The 20,868-nt window shown below is 68.9% G+C and carries 20 protein-coding genes; 8 read left to right on the top strand and 12 right to left on the bottom strand.

Annotation, left to right across the window (positions count from 1 at the left end; genetic code table 11):
• Positions 1 to 193 precede the first annotated feature (193 nt).
• Positions 194 to 1,336 carry an OpgC domain-containing protein gene (gene opgC / locus AC1VNX_RS26905; RefSeq protein ID WP_483160635.1) on the top strand — a complete coding sequence of 381 codons (1,143 nt, stop codon included), beginning with the start codon at positions 194 to 196 and terminating at the stop codon, positions 1,334 to 1,336.
• A gap of 106 nt (positions 1,337 to 1,442) precedes the next feature.
• On the opposite strand, the gene AC1VNX_RS26900 is transcribed toward opgC, so the two are convergent.
• The 3 genes from AC1VNX_RS26900 to AC1VNX_RS26890 form a co-directional block, all read right to left on the bottom strand.
• Complete coding sequence (locus AC1VNX_RS26900) at positions 1,443 to 2,174, bottom strand: SGNH/GDSL hydrolase family protein (RefSeq protein ID WP_483160634.1); 732 nt, start codon at positions 2,172 to 2,174, stop codon at positions 1,443 to 1,445.
• A 103-nt stretch (positions 2,175 to 2,277) separates the two neighbouring features.
• The gene (locus tag AC1VNX_RS26895) at positions 2,278 to 3,033 is read right to left on the bottom strand and encodes an anti-sigma factor (RefSeq protein WP_483160633.1); all 756 of its coding nucleotides are present in this window, start codon (positions 3,031 to 3,033) and stop codon (positions 2,278 to 2,280) included.
• 37 nt (positions 3,034 to 3,070) lie between these two features.
• Entirely contained in the window at positions 3,071 to 3,646 is a 576-nt protein-coding gene (locus AC1VNX_RS26890; protein ID WP_483160632.1) for an RNA polymerase sigma factor, read from the bottom strand.
• A 155-nt stretch (positions 3,647 to 3,801) separates the two neighbouring features.
• On the opposite strand from AC1VNX_RS26890, the gene AC1VNX_RS26885 reads away from it, so the two are divergent.
• Together AC1VNX_RS26885 and AC1VNX_RS26880 are read left to right on the top strand one after the other, a co-directional pair.
• On the top strand, positions 3,802 to 4,341 hold the full coding sequence (locus tag AC1VNX_RS26885) for a hypothetical protein (RefSeq protein ID WP_483160631.1): 540 nt from the start codon (positions 3,802 to 3,804) through the stop codon (positions 4,339 to 4,341).
• Between the two features lie 29 nt (positions 4,342 to 4,370).
• Positions 4,371 to 5,693 (top strand): hypothetical protein, encoded by a 1,323-nt coding sequence (locus AC1VNX_RS26880; RefSeq protein WP_483160630.1) that lies wholly within the window; start codon positions 4,371 to 4,373, stop codon positions 5,691 to 5,693.
• On the opposite strand, the gene AC1VNX_RS26875 is transcribed toward AC1VNX_RS26880, so the two are convergent.
• The 3 genes from AC1VNX_RS26875 to argH all read right to left on the bottom strand — a co-directional run bounded on the left by AC1VNX_RS26875 (position 5,694) and on the right by argH (position 9,386).
• On the bottom strand, positions 5,694 to 6,362 hold the full coding sequence (locus tag AC1VNX_RS26875; protein ID WP_483160629.1) for a hypothetical protein: 669 nt from the start codon (positions 6,360 to 6,362) through the stop codon (positions 5,694 to 5,696). It abuts the gene before it with no gap.
• A gap of 17 nt (positions 6,363 to 6,379) precedes the next feature.
• Positions 6,380 to 7,855 carry a rhomboid family intramembrane serine protease gene (locus AC1VNX_RS26870; RefSeq protein WP_483160628.1) on the bottom strand — a complete coding sequence of 492 codons (1,476 nt, stop codon included), beginning with the start codon at positions 7,853 to 7,855 and terminating at the stop codon, positions 6,380 to 6,382.
• 133 nt (positions 7,856 to 7,988) lie between these two features.
• Positions 7,989 to 9,386, bottom strand: coding sequence for an argininosuccinate lyase (gene argH, locus AC1VNX_RS26865; RefSeq protein WP_301507813.1), 1,398 nt, complete (start codon positions 9,384 to 9,386; stop codon positions 7,989 to 7,991).
• Between the two features lie 56 nt (positions 9,387 to 9,442).
• Here argH and AC1VNX_RS26860 point away from each other — a divergent pair, with 56 nt between their 5' ends.
• The 3 genes from AC1VNX_RS26860 to AC1VNX_RS26850 are packed head-to-tail and all read left to right on the top strand — an operon-like array spanning position 9,443 to position 12,512.
• Positions 9,443 to 10,516 (top strand): sensor histidine kinase, encoded by a 1,074-nt coding sequence (locus AC1VNX_RS26860; RefSeq protein WP_483162021.1) that lies wholly within the window; start codon positions 9,443 to 9,445, stop codon positions 10,514 to 10,516.
• Positions 10,513 to 11,262, top strand: a complete 750-nt coding sequence (locus AC1VNX_RS26855; RefSeq protein WP_483160627.1) for a LytR/AlgR family response regulator transcription factor — start codon at positions 10,513 to 10,515, stop codon at positions 11,260 to 11,262. The genes AC1VNX_RS26860 and AC1VNX_RS26855 overlap by 4 nt, the downstream gene beginning before the upstream one ends.
• Entirely contained in the window at positions 11,259 to 12,512 is a 1,254-nt protein-coding gene (locus tag AC1VNX_RS26850) for an AI-2E family transporter (RefSeq protein WP_483160626.1), read from the top strand. The genes AC1VNX_RS26855 and AC1VNX_RS26850 overlap by 4 nt, the downstream gene beginning before the upstream one ends.
• Positions 12,513 to 12,527: 15 nt before the next feature.
• On the opposite strand, the gene AC1VNX_RS26845 is transcribed toward AC1VNX_RS26850, so the two are convergent.
• Positions 12,528 to 13,013: a winged helix-turn-helix transcriptional regulator gene (locus AC1VNX_RS26845; protein WP_483160625.1), complete on the bottom strand. Its 486-nt coding sequence runs from the start codon at positions 13,011 to 13,013 to the stop codon at positions 12,528 to 12,530.
• 231 nt (positions 13,014 to 13,244) lie between these two features.
• A complete protein-coding gene (locus AC1VNX_RS26840) occupies positions 13,245 to 13,778 on the bottom strand; it encodes a GNAT family N-acetyltransferase (protein WP_483160624.1) in 534 nt (177 codons plus the stop codon).
• 49 nt (positions 13,779 to 13,827) lie between these two features.
• Here AC1VNX_RS26840 and AC1VNX_RS26835 point away from each other — a divergent pair, with 49 nt between their 5' ends.
• The gene (locus AC1VNX_RS26835; RefSeq protein ID WP_483160623.1) at positions 13,828 to 14,751 is read left to right on the top strand and encodes a LysR family transcriptional regulator; all 924 of its coding nucleotides are present in this window, start codon (positions 13,828 to 13,830) and stop codon (positions 14,749 to 14,751) included.
• A 34-nt stretch (positions 14,752 to 14,785) separates the two neighbouring features.
• Here AC1VNX_RS26835 and AC1VNX_RS26830 read toward each other — a convergent pair whose 3' ends face one another.
• The 4 genes from AC1VNX_RS26830 to ppc form a co-directional block, all read right to left on the bottom strand.
• On the bottom strand, positions 14,786 to 16,039 hold the full coding sequence (locus AC1VNX_RS26830; RefSeq protein WP_483160622.1) for an MFS transporter: 1,254 nt from the start codon (positions 16,037 to 16,039) through the stop codon (positions 14,786 to 14,788).
• A gap of 181 nt (positions 16,040 to 16,220) precedes the next feature.
• On the bottom strand, positions 16,221 to 16,763 hold the full coding sequence (locus AC1VNX_RS26825; RefSeq protein WP_483160621.1) for a hypothetical protein: 543 nt from the start codon (positions 16,761 to 16,763) through the stop codon (positions 16,221 to 16,223).
• A complete protein-coding gene (locus tag AC1VNX_RS26820; RefSeq protein ID WP_483160620.1) occupies positions 16,760 to 16,888 on the bottom strand; it encodes a GFA family protein in 129 nt (42 codons plus the stop codon). The genes AC1VNX_RS26825 and AC1VNX_RS26820 overlap by 4 nt, the downstream gene beginning before the upstream one ends.
• Positions 16,889 to 16,999: 111 nt before the next feature.
• A complete protein-coding gene (gene ppc, locus AC1VNX_RS26815) occupies positions 17,000 to 19,843 on the bottom strand; it encodes a phosphoenolpyruvate carboxylase (RefSeq protein WP_483160619.1) in 2,844 nt (947 codons plus the stop codon).
• Positions 19,844 to 19,934: 91 nt separating this feature from the next.
• Here ppc and hemC point away from each other — a divergent pair, with 91 nt between their 5' ends.
• Entirely contained in the window at positions 19,935 to 20,852 is a 918-nt protein-coding gene (gene hemC / locus AC1VNX_RS26810) for a hydroxymethylbilane synthase (protein ID WP_483160618.1), read from the top strand.
• Positions 20,853 to 20,868 lie beyond the last annotated feature (16 nt).

Raw genomic sequence — 20,868 nt, 5'->3', positions numbered from 1 at the left:
TTGTATCTCCACCTGAGAGGCAGCGCGCAGCGTAGCCGATTTGCGCGACGGTTCGGGAGTGCCAACAGTCATAGGCCGTTGGCTTGATCGCCGGGCGCGGCGGGCCTTGGGCGGGCTTTACGCCGGTCTTCTTACAATCGGGGCCGTCGTGCGTGCGCCGCGCGGACCGCCACCAAGACCTCGCCGCCGACCGATGAAACGCTACTGGGAAATAGACGCCTTGCGCGGGCTGATGCTCGTGCTGATGACCGTCACCCACCTGCCCACCCGGTTGACCGATCCGCTGGGCCAGCCCTTCGGTTTCGTCTCGGCCGCCGAGGGCTTCGTGTTGCTGTCGGCCTTCGTGGCCGGCCTGGTCTACAGCCGCATCGGCCACGTGCGCGGGGTCGACTCGATGCGCCAGGCCTTCTGGCGGCGCGTGCTGAAGGTCTACCTGGCGCAGGCGGCGACCCTGCTGTTCCTGTTCACCGTGATCACGGCCGTGGGCCTGCACATCGACCAGCCTGCGGTGAAGAACCTGGTGTCGTACTACCTGGCGGAGCCGCGCGAGGGCTTCATCTACGGGCTGCTGCTCATCTACGAGCCGGCGCTGCTCGACATCCTGCCGATGTACATCTTTTTCATGCTCATGAGCCCCTGGGTGCTGGCCTTCGCCATGCGCCACGGCTGGACCTGGGTGATGGTGGCGAGCGCCACCGTGTGGGCGGCGGCGCAGTTCGGCATCAGCGAATGGGTCTACGGGCTGGCGGTGCGCTACCTGGGCGTGCCGGTGCCCTTCCACGAGATGGGCGCGTTCAACACCTATGCGTGGCAGTTCCTGTGGTTCGCGGGGCTGTGCATCGGCGCGACCCGCAACGATCCGGATGCGCAGCCGCTGCGCTTTCCGGCGTGGCTGCTGGCGCTGGCGGCGGGCATCGCGCTTTACGGGCTGTACTGGCGCCACACCGGCATCAACGGGCAGGCGCCGTTCGGCGGCGATGTGGAGCTGAATCTGCTGTTCGACAAATGGCAGCTCGGCCCGCTGCGGCTGGTGAACCTGGTGGCGCTGGGCATCCTGGCGGTGCGCTTCGGGCCCTGGCTGATGCGCCGCATCCCGCGGCTGCGCTGGCTGGAGGCGATGGGCTCGGCCTCGCTGCCGGTGTTCTGCGCGCACCTCATCGCGGTGCTGCTGGTGCTGGCCTTCTACGGCGACAGCCAGACGGCGCGGCCCTGGTGGGGCGACGGTCTGCTGCTGGCGGCGGTGTTCTCGGGGATGTACTTCGTGGCGCGCTTCACGCGCGGGGCGGACGTGCCGCCGCCGGCGGACGACGTGCCGTCGGAGCCTGCGCGGGCTTGACGTCTTTTCCAGGAACACCGTGAAACCGGCTCTGCCGGGCCACAGGTGTTGCCCCCGGGCAGCGGAAGGCGCGCGCGACACGAAGTGCGCGAAGCCTGGGGGTGAGTCAAGGGTTTGGCAGGTGCGGCGCGATCACCGAGTGCCAGAGCCTATAGCCCTCATCGGTCATGTGCAGCCTGTCGCCCCTGAACAATTCCATGCGCGGCCGTCCGTCCGCACCCAGCATCGGCGTGTAGATGTCGATGAACTCGCTGTTGGGCAGCAGGTTCAGGTAGGCCGAAATCACGTGGTTGGTCTCGCGGATCTGCGGCAGCAGCTGCTCGCGCGAGGGGCTGGGCTTGACCGAGATGAAGCTGATGCGCGCCTCCGGCAATTCGGCGCGCACCGCGTTGGCGAAGCGCGCGAAGCTGTCGAGCACCTGCAGCGGCGTGCGGCCCTCGGCCAGGTCGTTGTCGCCCGCGTAGACCATCACCTGGCGAGGCTTGTAGCGCACCACCAGGTCGCGCGCGAAGAGGGCGCAGTCGGCCAGCGTGGAGCCGCCGAAGCCCCGGTTGATTACCCCGCCGGGCACGCGCGCGAAGTCCTGCGAGAGGCGCGTCCACATGCGCACCGTGGAACTGCCCACGAACACCACGCCGCCGGGGGCCGGAAAGCGCTCCTGGTCGGCGCGCGCGAAGGCCGCAAGCTCGTTGTGCCAGCGGTCCTTGGCGGCCAGGTAGTCGCGCGCGGCGGCGGCCTCGGCGGCGGCCGTTTCGGATTCCTGGGGGAAGAAGCTGGACTGGGCTTGCGCGGCCAGCGCGGCGGTCAGCAGGGCGACCGCGGCCAGCGCGGTTTTCATCGAAGACATTGGAAGGACGGAGGAAGGGCGGAAGGCGAGGGGCAGGCGGGTTTTCTACCACGACGCCCCAAGGCAGGCGATCGTTGACAGAGGCTGGCCCCGGCTAGATGGTTTTCTCGATGAGCGCGCCCTTGAACAGAATCGGTCCCTTCGGCCCGCTGCCCGCAGGCACGCCGCCCTTGGCTTCGAGCGAGATGGCCAGCGCGGGAACGGCCTGCACGTCGGACTCCGACGCCGTCAGCTTCAGGGCCGGCGCATTGCCGAGCACGCCCAGCGAACGCGGCGCGCCGCCCGGAGGCAGTGCCCAGAGCTGCAGCGACTTGTCGTCGCCTTCCTTGAAGCTGCCCACGCGCTGCAGCACGAGCTGCTTCTTCTTCGGATCGAAGGTCACGAGCATCGAGGCGGCCGCCTGGTCGTCGTTGAGCACGGCCACGTACTGCACCGCTGGGGCGTTCTGCAACTGGTCGCGCAGGTTCAGCCCGACCGTCACGGCCACCACGGTGGCCAGCGCGCCGGCCGCGGCGGCACCGCGCCACAGCGCGAGGCTGCGCAGCCAGCCGCCCTGGCGGGGCTCGCCGGCAGCCTTGGCCGTCTCGCGCTGGCGTTCCAGCGCGAGCGCGGACTGCTCGGCGTCGATGATGTTGCGGATGCGCGTCCACACGGCTTCATCGGGCGCGACCGGCGACTGCAGCTCGGTCATGCTCGCAAGCCGGCCCTGCCAGACCAGCGCCGCGGCGCGCACTGGCGCCTGTTCGCGGGCCAGTGCCTCGAAGCGGCGGCGGGCGCCGCCGCGCAGGGTGCCGAGCGCATGGCTGGCGGCCAGCAGCTCCAGGAGTTCGGGGTGTGCGATGAGATTCATGATGGGGAAGCCGCCTTCTTCTTCGTCGTCACCGCTATCACGCAAAGCGCCCCATGCACACGCGCAGCTTTTCCAGCCCGCGCCGTATCCATGTCTTGACCGTGCCCAGCGGCAGCCTGAGCTGCTCGGCCAGTTCGCCGTGGCTCATGTCGCGCAGGTAGGCCAGGCTCACCACCTCGCGCTGGCGGCCTTCGAGCTGGCTCAGGCACTGGTGCAGCGCCCAGGCCTGCTCGCTGGCATCGGCACTGGCGGCCGGGTCGGGCGAATCGGATTCGAGCTGGTCGGCCATCTGCTCGTCGAATTCCTGCGTCAGCTGGGCCCGGTCGGCGGCACGGCGGCGCAGCAGGTCGAGCGAGCGGCTGCGCACGATGAGCCCCAGCCAGGCCAGCGGCGGGCTGAGCGAGGCGCGGTAGTCGCTGGCGACCCGCCAGACGGTCAGGAAGCTCTCCTGAAGCACGTCTTCCGCCCATTCGCGCTGGCGCACCACCCGCATCGCCAGGCCCATCAGACGGGGTGAGGTTCGGTCGTAGAGCTGCCGCAGGGCGGCTTCGTCGCGATGGCCGATCCGGTCGATCAGCGCCATCAGTTCGGCGTCGGGGCTGGGTGCAGGCATCCGGGAATTGTGGGGCATCGATGCGCATGACCGGTGTACGGGGCAACCCGGCGGGCGGATTCAGCGCGTCGCCCGAATGAAGTCTTTTGGAAACATTTGTGAACGTATACTGCCGCGCATAAATCGAGGGACCGCGCGCACGCGGACGGAGAAGAATGAAGCAAATTGCGATCGTGATCGCGCTCTGCGTGGGCGCGTGGTATTTCTTCATCGGCGGTCGCAAGATCGACGAACCGATGGTGCGTGACTACTACCAGAAGGAAGCCCACTCCATCTACTCGCGCGATGCTGACGCGCTGTGCAAGCAGCTCAGCCGCAAGGCCCGGATCGACAGCAAGACCACGATGATGGGCAAGACGGTCGAGACCTCGCACGACCGCGACGAGGCCTGCAAGGCGAATCGCGAAGCCTTCGAGACCTTCAGCAGGGTCGGCGACCGGATGGGCGGCATCCTCACCATCGAGTACGAATACAACCTGGACAGCATCGAGATGGCCAGCGACCGCAAGAGCGCGATCGTCAAGGGCACCAACGTGCTGAAGATGGGCGAGACGGTGCTGCAGTACAAGACCAACTTCACCCAGCGGCTGGAGCGCGAACTCGGTCAGATGCGGCTCGTGCATGCTGACGAGGTCACAGTGATGCGCATTGGCGGCGCCGGCGCCATGAGCCAGAGCGATTTCTTCCGCAAGTAAGCAAGAAAACAATGAACAGGGGAGTTGCCATGATCGCCGTCAAGGATGCGCTGCCGCCGCCACCGCCTTTCTGGCACCGGCTCAACAGCTTCTTCGCCTTTCCGTTCCAGATGCGGCCGCTGGCCTACGGCCTGCTGCTGGCGTTCTGCAGCCTGCTCTTCGACGCCATCTTCTTCCTGCCCCAGGCGCTGGCCCTCTTCGTCATCGAGGTCGGCATCATGCTGGCGGCCAGCCGCTACGGCTTCAAGGTCATCGCGCTGGGCGCGCGCGGCATCCGCGACTCGGCCGACTTCGGCCGCGAATCGAGCGACGAGTGGACCTACCTGCCGTGGAAGCTCTTCGCGATCTCGCTGGTGCAGGCCTTCCTGATCGGCTGGCTCGCCTGGTACGCGCCCATCCTGGGCACGGTGGGCCTCTTCGTCATGTCCTTCACCTTCCCGGCGGCGGTGATCGTGCTGGTGCAGTCGGGCAGTTTCTTCCAGGCGATGAACCCCGGCCACGTGATGGACGCGATGCGCACCATCGGCTGGCCGTACGCGCTGCTGTGCTTCTTCCTGTTTCTGCTGAGCACGGGTGCGCAGGTGGCGCTGTCGATCGTGCTGCCGATGTTCGACGGGCGCATCGTGCTGCCGGTCATCAACTTCGTCTTCATCTACTTCGGCTGGGTGATGGCCAGCCTGCTGGGCTACGTGATGTTCCAGCACCACGACGCCTTCGGCTTCGACGCCGTGCCGGGCAGCGAGCTGCCCGACGGCGCGCCGGCCGACCGCCGCACGCCCGCGCAGATCGCTTCGCAGCGCATCGACGCGGAGGTGGCGCAGCTCATCACCGACGGCGACCTCGCCGCCGCGCTGGGCACGGCCTACGAGGCACAGCGCACGGCGGACTTCGACGACCTCTCGGCGCAGCGCCGCTACCACCGCGTGCTGGCGCTGATGCCCGAGAAGAAAGACACCATGTCCGACCAGGCGAAGCGCTTCATTCCGCTCCTGATGCGGCGCGACCTGGCCTCCGAGGCGCTGAAGGTCTTCAAGGCCTGCAAGGAGCGCGACAAGGCCTTCGCACTCGACGACCCGGCCATGGTCATCGCCATGGCGCGCGCCGAATGGCGCAACGGCGACGCGCACGCCACGCTGGCGCTGCTGTCGGGCTTCGACAAGCGCTTCCGCGGCAACGAGGCGATCCCGCAGGCCTACGAACTCGCGGCGCGCGCGCTGGTGCAGGGGCTGGGGCGCGTCGACATGGCGCAGCCCATTTTGACGACAATGGAAGCGCGCTACCCGGACAGCGAGCAGACGCAGGAAGTGCGCTGGCTGCTGCGGCCGGCCGCGCCGTCGGCCCAGACGGCCTGATCAGCCCGGCAGGCCGAATTCTTCGCGGCGGTCGAAGAGGAACACGCCTTCCTCGCTCCACCCCGACGACCAGCCTCCCTGCCACAGCCTGTACTCGGCTTCGCTGGCGTCCGCTGCTCCGGCCGGTGCGCACAGCGGCCAGCAGATCCAGTGGGCGACGGGGTAGGAGGCCGCGAGGCGGTAGAGCGGCTCCGACAGAAAGAAATACGCGTCCTTTCCGGCTTCGCCGGTCTCGCGCAGCGCCATGTCGTGCAGCACGTCGTGGAACTCGATGAAGGGGCTGTCGGCCTTGGAGAAGGCGTCTTGCGGGGAAAGCTTGCCGGGGTCGAGCACGGCGATGGCGGCATCGGGCTCGGGGGCCTCGATGCCGAGCTGATGCAGCAGCTTCAGCCCATTGCGCAGGATGCGGATCGCCTCGTCGGCATCGATGGCCTGGGGCGGGGCGGACCGGTGCGCGTCGATGCGCGCGAGCATTTCGCCGGCGCGCGGAAAGACGGAGAAGGCCTGCGCGCGGGCTTCGGCGGACAGGTCCCAGAGTTCGAACTGCAGCCTGAAGTCGGTGTCGATGTCTTCCGGCAGCGGCCGACCGGGCGGACCGTCGGGGCCCAGCGCCGCGTCGAAGACTTCGTGCCAGTGGCGCTGCCACTTCCGCTGGTCCGGCGACAGCATCTTTCCTCTTGTCTTGCTCAGGCCCGCTGCAGCGCGCGCGTCACCATGTCGTTCGGTGCCAGCCGCAGCAGGTGGGGCAGCAGGCCGATCGCCTTGTCGCGCAGGCCCGCGTGCAGCAGGCCGTTGGCGCAGGTCGAGAGAGTGTCGGCCAGCTCGGGGTGGTCGGGCGCGGTCTTCAGCAGGATGCGGCACAGCCGCTCGGCGTCCTCGAACTGGCGGATGCGGGAGAAGCGGCGCGCCAGCCGCGCCATGTCCTCGGGCTTGAGCCGCACGCCGGGACGGGCCTGGTCGAGGTAGATCTGAAAGCTCGTGTGCTGCAGCGCCAGCGTGTCCTCGTCGGTGGCGGGCAGGCGGAAGATGCGGCGCGCGGCCTGGTGGAAATCGTCGCTCGCGGGCTGCAGGCGCGCGGTGTTGAACCACGCGCGCAGCGTCTCGGCGTCGCCGGGGCGCAGGGCGGCGGCGGCGCGCCATTCGGCGCAGGCGCGGTCGAACTTCATCGCGGCACCGTACTTGCGGGCGGCGGCCACGTGCTCGTCGAAGCGGTCGTCGTCGTTCACCATTTCCGACTTGACGGTCTCGGGCGTCTTCACCCGGCCCAGCAGCATGGCGCCGTACATCAGCGCGGCACCCGTCAGCAGGCCGCCGAGGTGGGCCATGTAGGCGATGCCCTGGCCGCCCAGCCAGTGCTGCATCAGCTCATTGGCGATCCAGGCCGGCAGCAGCAGCAGGGCCGGCGCGGTGACGTAGTTGAAATAGAAGAACAGCTGGTAGAAGAAGCGGATGCGCCGCAGGCGGTACATCACCGCGTACATGCCCATCAGCGCCGAGACCGCGCCCGAGGCGCCCAGCCCGTAGGTGCCGCCGGCATAGGCCCAGCCGGCCAGCACCGACGCACCGACCGCGCCCAGCAGGTAGAACGCCAGGTAGGTGCCGCGCCCCAGCGCCAGCTCGACCGAGAAGCCGAAGAGGAACAGGAACAGCATGTTGCCCAGCAGGTGGCCGGTGCTGCCGTGCAGGAAGGCGTTGGTGATCCAGGTCCAGGGCCTGAATTCGGCATCCGTCGCGTAGCTCTGCGCCCAGCGTTCGGTGAAGGGCGCGGGCAGCAGGGCCTCGTACTGCTGGCGAGCCTGCTTCCATTCGCCGTACTGCGGGTTCGACGGCGTGATGACCTGGTCGGAGCGCAGCTTCTGCAAGAACTTCCTGTCGTTCTGCAGGCCTTCCAGCAGCTGGGGATAGGCCTCCTCGTGCGGCAGCATGCGGCGCGCGAGCTTGCCGCGCTTCGGGTCGGTCTTTTCGAGCCACTCCACGAAGGCTGGCAGCTCCAGCGCGGGCAGCGCGCTCTTCACGTAGTAGCTGGCGGCGCGCTCCTGCCCTTTTTCCTCGCTGCGCTGCGGTCCCCAGAACACGATCATGTTCAGGAGGATCAGCAGCACCGTCATCCACGGCGGATTGCGCCAGCTCGGCCTGTTCTCGAGCGGGATGGCGTAGAACACAGTGTGTTTTCCAGCTGTCGGGTTTGCCGTTTACGGGCGGCCGCCGCCGGGCCGCCCCAAGGCGGGCCGCGCCTCCCCCTTGGGGGGTGGAGTTACACGAGCGCAGCGAGTGAAAAGCCGGGGGCGGACATTTCTAGCCCAGGCGGGCGCGGTGGCGGGCGACCTGCGCCTTCACCTGCGCCGGGGCGGTGCCGCCCAGGATGTTGCGCGCGTTCAGCGAGCCGCGCAGGCTCAGCACGTCGTACACGTCCTTCTCGATGCTGGGGTTGAATTGCTGCAGCACGGCCAGCGGCAGCTCGGCCAGGTCGACCTTGTGCGAGGTGGCGGCCTTCACGGCGTGCGCCACGGTCTCGTGCGCGTCGCGGAAGGGCAGGCCCTTCTTCACGAGGTAGTCGGCCAGGTCGGTGGCGGTGGCGTAGCCGCGCAGCGCGGCGGCTTCCATGGCCTCGGGCTTCACGGTGATGCCGCCGATCATCTCGGCGAAGATGCGCAGGGTGTCCTTGAGCGTGTCGACGGTGTCGAACAGCGGCTCCTTGTCTTCCTGGTTGTCCTTGTTGTAGGCCAGCGGCTGGCCCTTCATGAGCGTGATGAGCGCCATCAGGTGGCCGACCACGCGGCCGGTCTTGCCGCGCGCCAGCTCGGGCACGTCGGGGTTCTTCTTCTGCGGCATGATCGACGAGCCGGTGGTGAAGCGGTCGGCGATCTGGATGAAGCCGAAGTTCTGGCTCATCCACAGAATGAGTTCTTCGCTCATGCGGCTCACGTGCACCATGCACAGGCTGGCGGCCGAGGTGAATTCGATGGCGAAGTCGCGGTCGCTCACCGCGTCCAGGCTGTTCTGGCAGACGCCGTCCATGCCCAGGGTCCTGGCTACCAGTTCGCGGTCCAGCGGGTAGCTGGTGCCGGCCAGCGCGGCGGCGCCCAGCGGCAGGCGGTTGACGCGCCGGCGCACCTCGGCCATGCGTTCCGCATCGCGGCTGAACATCTCGACATACGCGAGCATGTGGTGGCCGAAGCTCACCGGCTGCGCCACCTGCAGGTGGGTGAAGCCGGGCAGGATCACGTCGACGTTCTTCTCGGCGATGTCCACCAGCGCCTTCTGGAGCTCGACCAGCAGGTCGCCCACGAGGTCGATTTCGCCGCGCAGCCACAGGCGCACGTCGGTGGCGACCTGGTCGTTGCGGCTGCGGCCGGTGTGCAGGCGCTTGCCGGCGTCGCCGACCAGCTGGGTCAGGCGGGCCTCGATGTTCAGGTGCACGTCTTCGAGGTCGAGCTTCCATTCGAAGGCGCCGGATTCGATCTCGCCACGGATCTGCGTCATCCCGCGTTCGATGGCGGCGTGGTCCTGCACGCTGATGATGCCCTGCGCGGCCAGCATGCCGGCATGCGCCAGCGAGCCCTGGATGTCGGCCTGCCACAGGCGCTTGTCGAAGAAGACGCTGGAGGTGTAGCGCTTCACGAGGTCGCTCATCGGTTCGGAGAACAGGGCCGACCAGGCTTCGGATTTCTTGTCGAGTTGGTTTTGGGTCATGGGAGCCGTCCTGGAGGCAATAATGGGTTGGTTACCCGATGGATCAGATGTCTGCGATGCGCAACCCGGCGATTTTATCGGCCAGCTCTTCACCCACGCCCCCGCCGTCTTCGGAGCGCGCCCGCGCGTCCGTGCGCGGCGGCCCGTCGATCTTCGACGCCTGCCAGATCGGGGTGGTGCTGCGCACGGTGATCTTCGTCGAGGCGGTGGTCGCCATCGCCGCGCTTTTCGTGGTTTCCACGCCCGGCGAATGGTTGGTGCAGACCGCCACCGTCACCGGCGGGGCGCTGCCGGCCACGCTGCTGTGGCTGGTGAGCGCCTGCGGGCTCAAGAAGCCGCTGCGGCGGTTGCCGAAGCAATGGCAGTACACGGCCGGGGCGCTGCTCGGCGCGCTGTCGGCGCTGTACGGCTGCGGGCTGCTGCGGCTGACGGACGTGCTCTCCAGCGCGCCGTGGTTGGCCAGCGCGCTCGCGGGCGCCCTGTTCGCGGGGCTGGTGATGGCGGCGATGGTGCTGCGCGCCCGGGGCCAGACGCCGGCGGCCACCACCGCGCGGCTGGAGGAGCTGCAGTCGCGCATCCGCCCGCACTTTCTGTTCAACACGCTCAACAGCGCCATCGCGCTGGTGCGCGAGGAGCCGGCCAAGGCCGAGACCATGCTCGAAGACCTGGCCGAGCTGTTCCGCCAGGCGCTGGCCGACCCCGGCGAATCGGGCACGCTGGCCGACGAGATCGCGCTGGCCGAGCGCTACCTGGCCATCGAGCAGGTGCGCTTCGGCGACCGCCTGCGCATCCGCTGGGACCTGGACGCCGCCGCCAGCAACGCGCGCCTGCCGCCGCTGCTGCTGCAGCCGTTGGTCGAGAACGCCATCAAGCACGGCGTGGAGCCCAGCCCCGAGGGTGCCAAGCTGCGCATCCGCACCGAGCGGCGCGGCAACATGGTGGTGATCGAGGTGGTCAACAGCCTCCCGCCGCTGCGCTGGGCCGACGAGCCGCTGCCGCGCGGCCACGGCATCGCGCTGGCCAACGTGCGCGACCGGCTGCGGCTGCTGCACGATATGCAGATGCAGTTCAGCGCCGGCATGGACCAGAAAAGCTACAGAGTACGGATAGCCATTCCCGCCGAATCATGACCCTGAAGACCCTGATCGTCGACGACGAAGCCCTGGCGCGCTCGCGCATGCGCACGCTGCTGCGCGACTGCACATCGCCCGGCGCCGAAGTGGTGGCCGAAGCCTCGCAAGGCGCCGAGGCGCTGCAGCAGCTGGGCACGCTGGCGCTCGACCTGGTGCTGCTCGACGTGCACATGCCCGGCGTGGACGGCATCGAGGTGGCGCGCGCGCTGCGCAGCCGCTGCGACGCGCCGGCAGTGGTGTTCGTGACCGCGCACGCCGCCCATGCTGTGACGGCCTTCGACCTCGAGGCGATCGACTACCTCACCAAGCCCGTGCGCGCCGAGCGGCTGCAGCAGGCGCTGCAGAAGGTGGAGCGCTTCCTGAAGGAGCGCCGTGCGCTGCAGCAGGCCGAGGCCGCGCCCGAGACGGTGCTGATCCAGGACCGGGGCCGCGCCGAGCGGGTGCCGCTGTCGGAGGTGCTCTACCTCAAGTCCGAATACAAGTACCTCACGGTGCGCACCGCCACGCGCAGCCACATCCTCGACGGCTCGCTCAACGAGTTCGAGGAGCGCTATCCGCAGCGCTTCCTGCGCGTGCACCGCAACGCGCTGGTGGCGCGCTCGGCGATCCGCGCGCTGGAGAAATACGACGACGGCGAGGATGCCGAGGGCTGGGCCCTGCGGCTGGACGCCATTCCCGAGCCGGTGGCCGTGTCGCGCCGGCAGCTCGCGGCGGTGCGCGAGGTGCTGAAGGAAACGCGATGAGCGACGACACGCCCAAGGCGGTGGAAGCTCCGCCGCCGACCGAGCCGGTTGCCGAACCTCCGCAGCCGGCGGCGGCCGAACCGGCCCCCGAGCCGGAACCGGAACCGCCCACACCCGCACCCGAGCCGCCCGCCCCGGCGCGCGAGCGCCTGCTGCTGCACATGCCTGTCGACGTGCGCAGCGCCTCGCTGGTGGTGCTCGCGGTGCTGGCCAGCGTGTTCGCGTTGCAGTGGGGGCAGGCCGTCTTCATTCCGCTGATGCTGAGCCTGCTGCTGACCTATGCGCTGTCGCCGCTGGTCGAGCTGCTTCATCGCTGGAAGCTGCCGCGCTGGATCGGCGCGGGGCTGATCCTCATGGGGCTCTTCGGCGGACTGGGCTATACCGGCTATTCGCTCTCGGGCAGCACCACGCAGCTGCTCGACTCGCTGCCGGTGGCCGCGCAGAAGCTGGGGCAGGCCATGCGCCGCGACAAGGGCGCCAGCGCCACGCCGCTGGACAACGTGCAGCAGGCGGCGGCGCAGCTCGAGAAGGCGGCCGAAGAAAACTCCGCCCGCGTCGCGTCGCGCAAGGGCGTGGCGCGCGTCATCATCGAGCGGCCCAGCTTCAACGTGCGCGACTACCTGCTCAGCGGCACCGTCGGGCTGCTCAGCGCGATGGGACAGCTCACGCTGGTGGCCTTCCTCACCTACTTCGCGCTGTGCTCGGGCGACACCTTCAGGCGCAAGCTCATCAAGATCACCGGGTCGAGCCTGCAGAAGAAGAAGGTCACGGTGCACGTGCTCGACGACATCACGCGCAACATCGAGCGCTACCTGCTGGTGCAGATACTGGTGAGCGCCATCGTCGGCGTGACCACCGGCCTCGCGTTCTGGGCCATCGGCATGGAGAACGCGGCCGTGTGGGGAATCATCGCGGCCGTCACCAACCTCATTCCCTACATCGGCTCGGTGATCGTGCTGGCCGCCGCGGGGCTGGTGGCCTTCCTGCAGTTCAACAGCCTGCAGATGGGCGTCGTGGTGGCCGGCATGTCGCTGGGCATCCACACCATCGTGGGCAACCTGCTGATGCCTTGGCTCACCAGCCGTACCAGCCGCATGAACCCGGTGGCGGTGTTCGTTGGCGTGATCTTCTGGGGCTGGCTCTGGGGCATCTGGGGCCTGCTGCTGGGCATTCCGATCACGATGGTGATCAAGTCGATCTGCGACCGCGTGGAAGACCTGCAGCCCATCGGGGAGCTGCTGGGCGAGTAGCCCGCGCGGGCCGCTCTACGAGCTTGCGCCTCGCGACTTCCTCGCCCCGGCGGCCGCGGGCAGCTTCTTCACGAAGGTCGCGGCCGGATCGAGCGGCTTGCCGTTGCGCGCGCGCAGCTCGATCTTCGGCACCGGCTTGCCGCTGTCGCGCTCGACCAGCACCGAATGCGGCTCGCCCCTGGCATACAGGTGCGCCTCGCCCCAGTGCCGCAGGCCGACCACCACGGGGAACAGGCCCTTGCCCTTGGCCGTCAGCACGTATTCCTGGTAGGCCGATCCGTCGGAGGCGGGCACGAGCTCGAGCACGCCTTCCTGCACCAGGTTCTTCAGCCGGTCAGACAGGATGTTCTTCGCGACGCCCAGGCTCTGCTGGAACTCGCCGAAGCGCTTCATGCCGTCGAAGGCATCGCGGATCACGAGCAGCGACCACTGGTCGCCGACGATGTCGAGCGCGCGTGCCATCGGGCATGCGTCGGCCTTGAGGCTTTTTCGTTGGGCCATGGGAGCTTTCCTTCGGGTTCGTCGGACCGGGGCGGCAATGACCGCGGTCGGTTTTATTTTAAAACCCAGAGAGAAGCGCCTGCCTGGCCGCCCGACGCTTCGTGCCCCTACCCATGCGTGCAGGCGTGTGGCCGATGCGGATGACGGCCTGTCTCGGTCCCGCGCGAGGCGGAGCACGCCGGTGCCGGACGCATCCTTCCCGAATTCCTCCGCCGAGCGAGCGGCGAAGGCTCAGCGCAGCGCGCGCTGCATCAGCACCGTGTCCACCCAGCGCCCGAACTTGAATCCGATGTCGCGCAGCACGCCAACCTGTTCGAAGCCCAGGCTTTCATGCAGCCGCAGCGAGCCCGCGTTGGCGCTGTTGCCCACGCAGGCGACCATCTGCGTGAAGCCGGCCTCGGTGCAGCGCCGTATCACCTCGCGCAGCAACGCCTTGCCGATGCCGTGGCCGTGCATGCCCGGAGCGACGTAGACCGAGTCTTCCACCGAGTGCCGGTATGCGGAGCGGGCGCGGTAGGCGGTGGCGTAGGCATAGCCGGCGACCTCGCCGTCGAGCATCGCCGCCAGGTAGGGCATGCCGCGCGCGAGCACGTCGGCGCGGCGCTGCTGCATCTGGTCGACGGATGGCACTTCTTCCTCGAAGGAGCACAGGTCGTGCAGCACGTAATGGCTGTAGATGGACTGCACGGCGGCCATGTGATGCGGCATGGCGTCGAGGATTTCGACCGTGGCGGAAGCGAGCGGAGCAGGGGATGGCGATGACATGGCCCCGATCTTGACGATGCACCTTCGATAAGTGAAGCTTCGCCAGCCTATGCAAGGCATGAGAAAAACTTTGGATAAATCGTTCAACCTCGACCAGCTCCGGTCCTTCGCGCTCGTCATCGAAACCGGCAGCTTCTCGGCCGCGGCCGACAGGCTGGGCCTCTCCCAGCCGGCCGTGAGCCTGCAGATACGCCAGCTCGAACGCCGGCTGGCGGTGCGCCTCGTGGAGCGTGTCGGCAAGCGCGCGCAGGCCACGCCGGCCGGCATGGAGCTGCTGCGCCACGCGCAGAACATCGAGGCCGCGGTGGAAAACGCCATCGACGCGCTCGCCGACCACGCCAGCGGCATCGCGGGCCGCGTGCGGCTGGGCACGGGCGCCACGGCCTGCCTGCATTTCCTGCCTGCCGTGTTGCGCGGGCTGCGCGAGCGCTTTCCCGAACTCGGCGTGGTGGTCAGCACCGGCAACACCGAGGACCAGGCGCGCAAGGTGGAAGAAAACAGCCTCGATCTCGCGCTGGTCACGCTGCCCGTGGCCGGGCGCTCGCTGGCGGTGATGCCGGTGCTCGACGACGAATTCGTGGCCATCGGCCGGCAGGACATCGCGCCGCTGAAGGCCAGGGTCTCGCCGGGCGACCTGGCCAGCTTGCCGCTGGTGCTGTTCGAGCCCGCGGCCAACACGCGCAAGCTGGTCGACCGCTGGTTCGCCGCAGAGGGCCTGCAGCCGCAGCCGGTGATGGAGCTGGGCAGCGTGGAGGCGATGAAGGAGATGGTGGCCGCGGGGCTGGGCTATGCCATCGTGCCCGGCATGGCGATGGCGGGGCGCGGCGCGCACCCGGAGCTGAAGACCAGCCGGCTGAACCCCCGCATGCATCGCGGGCTGGCCATCGTGGTCCGGCGCGACAAGCCCGTCAGCAAGGCCCTGCGCGTGGTGCTGGATGCGATCGTGGCGGCCGGGAAGCCCGGCCGCCACTGATTGGTTGGATCGATTGCGGAGTTGCCGCTCGTGCTTACTCGGGCACGGCCGCCAGCGAGGCACCGCCGCGCGCACGGCCCAGCGTGCCGACGATCAGCGCAGCGATCAGCACCAGCACGCCGCTGAGCACCATCGCGCTGGAGATGCCGAAGCTGTCGACCGTCACGCCGCCGATCAGCGCGCCGGAGGCGATCGCCACCTGGAAGCCGCTCACCAGCAGGGCCTGGCCGGCCTCGGGGGCGTCGGGCACCGCTTCCATCATCCAGCCGGTGAGCGCCACCGGGATCAGGCCGAAGGCCACGCCCCAGATCACGACCACCACCGCGCCGGGCACGAAGCCGGAGCCGATCACCGTCGTCAGCAGCAGCGCGGTGGCGAGCATCAGCGCCGCCAGCAGGGTGGTGCCGCGCACGCTGCGCGCCACCAGGCTGCCGCCGAGGAAGGTGCCGACGAAGCCCACCGCGCCGTACACGAGCAGCAGCGTCGACACCGAGTTGGGCGCGAGGCCGAACACCTGCTGCAGCAGCGGCTTCAGGTAGGTGTAGGCGGCGAAGTGGCCGGCAATGAAGAACAGCACCGCGAGCAGGCCGACCTGCGCCATGCGGCGCGTGAGCGGCGTGAGCAGGTCGCGTGCGCCGATGGCGCGCACAGGCGGGATCGAAGGCAGCAGCCAAAGCTGCACCAGCAGCACGGCGGCTGCGAGCGCGCCGGTCACGGCGAACGAAGCGCGCCAGCCGAACAGCGTGCCGAGGAAGGAGCCGGCCGGCACGCCGAGCACCGTGGCAGCCGATACGCCGGCCAGCACGATCGACATCGCGCGAGCCTGCGCGGCATGCGGCACCAGCTGCGTGGCGGCGGCGGGCGCGAAGGTCCAGAAGCCGCCCACGCACAGGCCGAGCAGCAGGCGCGCCACCAGCATGGTGGCGAAGTTGGGCGCGAAGGCCGCGAGCAGGTTCGATGCGATCAGCAAGGTGGTGAGTGCGATCAGCACCGTGCGGCGATCGAGCTTGCCCGAAGCGACGATCAGCGCCGGACCCGCGAATGCGGCGAGCACGCCGGGCATGGTGACCATCAGGCCGGCCGTGCCGTCGGACACGTTGAGGCCGCGCGCGATGTCGGTGAGAAGGCCGATGGGCATGAACTCGGTCGAGACCATCGCGAAGGTGCCGACGGCGATGGAGCCGACGGCGAGCCACGCGGAGCGCGAGGCCGGGACAGGCGTTGCCGCGGCCTGCACCGGTGCCCCGAGCTCGTCGATGCACGGGTTGCTGCTGGGTGAATTCATCATGATGGGGAGCTGTCCTTGGAAGCGTCGGCATTGGCGCGCGCACCGATGCTGTTGAAGAGGCATGGAGTGTGCGAGCCGTCGCGCTTGCGACAAAGGTGCCGTGCGGCAGTAGTCAGTTTCCCGGGAATGAACAATGGGCCCTTTTGATGGCTATCGCCATCCACGGGGCCTCTGCGGCGGCCTAGCTGAGCGCAGGTCGCAATTGCAATATCCGGCCATCGGCGACGAAGGAATCGCCGATCAGTACGCGAAAGGTTGTACCGGGCTGAAAGCGAGGCAGCGCGACGGCAGGCGAGAGGAACTCGACTTCGAGCGCGGCCGGTTTGCCGCGCTCCAGCGCATCGCCCGCCGGCACCATCCAGCGCGCCGAGAAGCCTTCCTTGTCGAGCACCAGTGCGCAGCGGTATTCGCCCGGCGCGATGGGCGTGTCCTGCGAGGGCAGGGCGGGCTTGCGGAATGTGATCTCCGCCAGCGCGCCAGGCGTGAAGGCGCCCAGCGCATCGAAGCCCGGCGGCGCGGCAGGCGGCGTGCGACGCGGCCACTTGCCGATCAGCCATGCGATCACGTTGCCGATGATCGGCACCCACAGCACCATCAGCAGCGTCGCGATGTCGCGCGTGGTCGAGCCCGGCGCCGCGTAGTGCCGCACCACCGCGCCGCCCACCGCCACGCACAGCAGGATGGCGACGATGAGCCTGCGGCGAAAGCCGATCTTCGTGCTCATGCGTTCATGCCTTCGCCGGAGGCGCTGTGCGCCTTGCGGCACGTCGCGCAGTGGCAATGGAGGATGGGGCCGGCGAGGCGCGCGGCCTCGTACCGGACGGTGCCGCACAGGCAGGAGCCCTTCATGGCTTTTCCTTTTGGTCGCGATGGGTGAGTGGGGCTGCGAGTCTATGCCCCGCCGCAAAAAGAAAGACGGGCCCGCCGGGCCCGTCTTCGTTCATGGCGCGGCGAAGCGCATCAGCCCGTGTTGCGCAGGCCCGCTGCCACCCCGTTGATCGAGATGTGGATGCCGCGCTGCAGCCGCTCGCCGCCGTCGCCCGCGCGGTATCGCCGCATCAGCTCGACCTGCAGGTGATGCAGCGGGTCGATGTACGGGAAGCGGTGGCGCACCGAGCGCTGCATCTCGGCATTGCCTTCGAGCCGCTGCTTCGCGCCGGTGATGAGCGAGAGCGCGTCGGAGGTGCGGTGCCACTCGGCCTCGATCATCGAGAACACCTTCTGGCGAAGCTTGCGGTCGGTGACCAACTCGGCGTAGCGCGAGGCCAGCGCGAGGTCGCTCTTGGCGAGCACCATGTCCATGTTCGACAGCAGCGTGCGGAAGAAGGGCCACTGCGCGTACATGCGCTGCAGCAGCGCCTGGCGCTCCTTGCGGCCGGCCGCGTTGCCCGCTGCGGCCAGGAACTGCTCCACGCCCGAGCCGAAGCCGAACCAGCCCGGAATGGTGAGGCGGCACTGCCCCCAGCTGAAGCTCCACGGCACCGCGCGCAGGTCGTCGATCTTGTGGCTGGGGTTTCGCGATGCGGGGCGCGAGCCGATGTTGAGCTCGGCGATCTCGCGGATCGGCGTGGAGCCGAAGAAGTAGTCGCCGAAGCCCGGGGTCTCGTAGACCAGCTTGCGGTAGGCTGCCATGCTCGCCGCCGAAAGCTCGCTCGCGGCCGAGAGGAAATTGGCGGGTGCCGACTTGCCCTGCGGCAGCAGCGTGGCTTCGAGCGTGGCGGCCACCAGCGTCTCGAGGTTGCGCCGGCCGATCTCGCGGTTGGCGTACTTCGAGCCGATGACCTCGCCCTGCTCGGTCAGCCGGATCTGGCCGCGCACCGTACCCGGCGGCTGCGCGAGGATGGCCTGGTAGCTCGGACCGCCGCCACGCCCCACCGTGCCGCCGCGGCCGTGGAACATGCGCAGGCGGATGGGATTGGCCTTCTTCCTGTTCAGCTCGTCGAAGAGCGACACCAGCGCGATGCCCGCGCGGTACAGCTCCCAGTTGCTGGTGAAGATGCCGCCGTCCTTGTTGCTGTCGGAGTAGCCCAGCATCACGTCCTGCTCGGCGCCCGAGCGCTCGATGAGCGCCTGGATGTTCGGCAGCGCGTAGAAGGCGCGCACGATGGGCGCGGCGTTGCGCAGGTCCTCGATGGTTTCGAACAGCGGCACCACGATCAGGTCGCAGGTGGCCTTGCCGTCCATCGCGCCGCGCAGCAGGCCGGCTTCCTTCTGCAGCAGAAGGGCTTCGAGCAGGTCGCTCACCGTCTCGGTGTGGCTGATGATGTAGTGGCGGATGGCGGCGGCGCCGTAGCGCGCACGCGCGGTGCGCGCGGCCGAGAAGATGGCCAGTTCGCTCCTGGCGAGCGGCGAGTAGTCGGCGTCGGGCACGCGCAGCGGGCGGGCGTCGTCGAGCAGCTTCAGCAGCAACGTCTGCTTGGCCTCTTCGGCCAGCGAGGCATACGAGGGCTCGATGCGCGCGGTGGCCAGCAGCTCGGCGATCACGGCCTCGTGCTTGTCGGAACTCTGGCGCAGGTCGACCGTGGCCAGGTGGAAGCCGAACACCTCCACCGCGCGGATCAGCGGCAGCAGGCGCGGCGCGGCGAGCACGCTGCCGTGCTTTTCCTCCAGCGATTCGGCGATGGTGCGCAGGTCGGCCAGGAACTCCTCGGCGCTCGTGTACGGGTTCTGCGGCGCGACGGCGTGGCGAGCGGCTTCGCCGCCGGTCAGCTCGCGCAGCGTGGCCGCCAGGCGCGCATACACGCCGGTCAGCGCCCGGCGGTAGGGCTCGTCCTTGCGGTGTTCGCTGGTGTCGGGCGAACGCTCGGCCAGCGCCTGCATTTCCACCGACACGTCGACCAGCGTGGCCGACAGCGACAACTCGCCGCCGAGGTAGTGCACCTCGGTGAGGTAATGGCGCAGCGCCAGCTCGCACTGGCGGCTCAACGCGTATTCGAGCGTCTCGGCCGTGACGTTGGGGTTGCCGTCGCGGTCGCCGCCGATCCACTGGCCCATGCGCAGGAAGGGCGCGACCGAGGGGGCCTGGCCGCCCTGGGCCAGCGCCTTCTCGAGGTCGGCGTACACGCGCGGAATCTCGCGCAGGAAGGTGGCTTCGTAGTAGCTCAGCGCGTTCTCGATCTCGTCGGCCACGGTGAGCTTGGAAAAGCGCAGGATGCGCGTCTGCCAGATCTGCGTGACGCGGATGCGCATCTGCGTTTCGTTCTCGGCGAACTCGATCGGCGTGAGCGCGTCCTTGGCCGCAGCGTAGGCGCTCTGTCGCAGCCTGATCTCGTCGCGCACCGTCAGCAGCTGCGCGATGGCGCGCTCGGCATCTAGGATGCTCTTGCGCTGCACTTCGGTGGGGTGCGCGGTGAGCACCGGCGAGACATAGCTGTGGGCCAGAGAGGCGACGATGTCGTCGGGCTTCACGCCGGCCTTGCGGATGCGCGCGAGGGCGGTCTGCAGGTCGCCGTCGGCGCTTTCGCCGGCGCGTTCGGCCTCGGTGCGGCGGCGGATCTGGTGGCGGTCTTCAGCAAGATTGGCCAGGTGGCTGAAGTAGGTGAAGGCGCGGATCACGCGCACCGTCTCGACTGCGCTCAGTCCCTTGAGCAGGTTCTTCAGCGCCCGGTCGGCCGCATGGTCCGCATCGCGGCGGAAAGCCACGGAGAGGGTGCGGATCTTCTCGACCAATGCGTATGTCTCTTCTCCCTCCTGCTCCCGGATCACGTCGCCGAGGATTCGGCCCAACAGCCGGATGTCGTCGATCAGAGGCTGGTCTTCGGCCTGGCGGCGCTTGGGCGGAGCAGGTGTCTTGCTGGCTTTCATTCGATGTTTGTCCTGGACTTCTTGAATGGAGTGCCGTCTGCGTTGTTGCGGCGCAACATGCTAGCATTCCCGCGGTTTTGAACACGTACTTTTGAGGCCGGTCTTGAGCAATATCGTCATCGCCACGCGCGAAAGCCGCCTGGCACTGTGGCAAGCCGAACACGTGCAGGCGCTTCTGCAAGAAAGAGGCCACACGGTCAGCCTGCTGGGCCTGACCACCACCGGCGACCAGATCCTCGACCGCACGCTCAGCAAGGTGGGCGGCAAGGGGCTCTTCGTGAAGGAGCTCGAACTCGCGCTCGAAGAAGGGCGCGCCGACATCGCCGTCCATTCGCTGAAGGACGTGCCGATGGACCTGCCCGAAGGCTTCGTGCTGGCCTGCGTGCTGGAGCGCGAAGACCCGCGCGACGCGCTCGTCTCCCCCCGTTACGAATCACTGGACGCACTGCCGCAGGGCGCCGTCGTCGGCACTTCCAGCCTGCGCCGCATGGCGCTGCTGCGCGCCCTGCGGCCCGACCTGCGCATCGAACCGCTGCGCGGCAACCTCGACACCCGCCTGCGCAAGCTCGACGAGGGGCAGTACGACGCCATCGTGCTGGCCGCGGCCGGGCTCAAGCGGCTGGGGCTGGAAAGCCGCATCCGCGTGGCCTTCGACGCCGACACCATGCTGCCCGCCGCGGGGCAGGGCGCACTCGGCATCGAGGTGCGCGCCGACCGCAAGGAGCTCATCGAACTGTTGGGCTCGCTGACCCACAGGGGCGACTGGCTCTCCACCGCCGCCGAGCGCGCCGTGAGCCGCGCGATGGGCGGCAGCTGCTCCATGCCTCTCGCGGCCCACGCACGCTGGCAGGCCGACGGCGCACTGCGCATCGATGCCGCCTGGGGCGACCCCGAAGGCAACGCGCCGCTGGTGAAGGTGCATGCGCTGGCACCCGCCGGCGACTTCGCCCAGGCCGACGCGCTCGGCGTGCATGCCGCGGCGCTGCTGCGCGTCGGTGGAGCCCACTGATACCGGTGGTCATCGT

It is taken from the genome of Variovorax sp. TLI9-5A (genome assembly GCF_056867935.1).
This window is presented reverse-complemented; position numbering and strand designations above follow the sequence as displayed.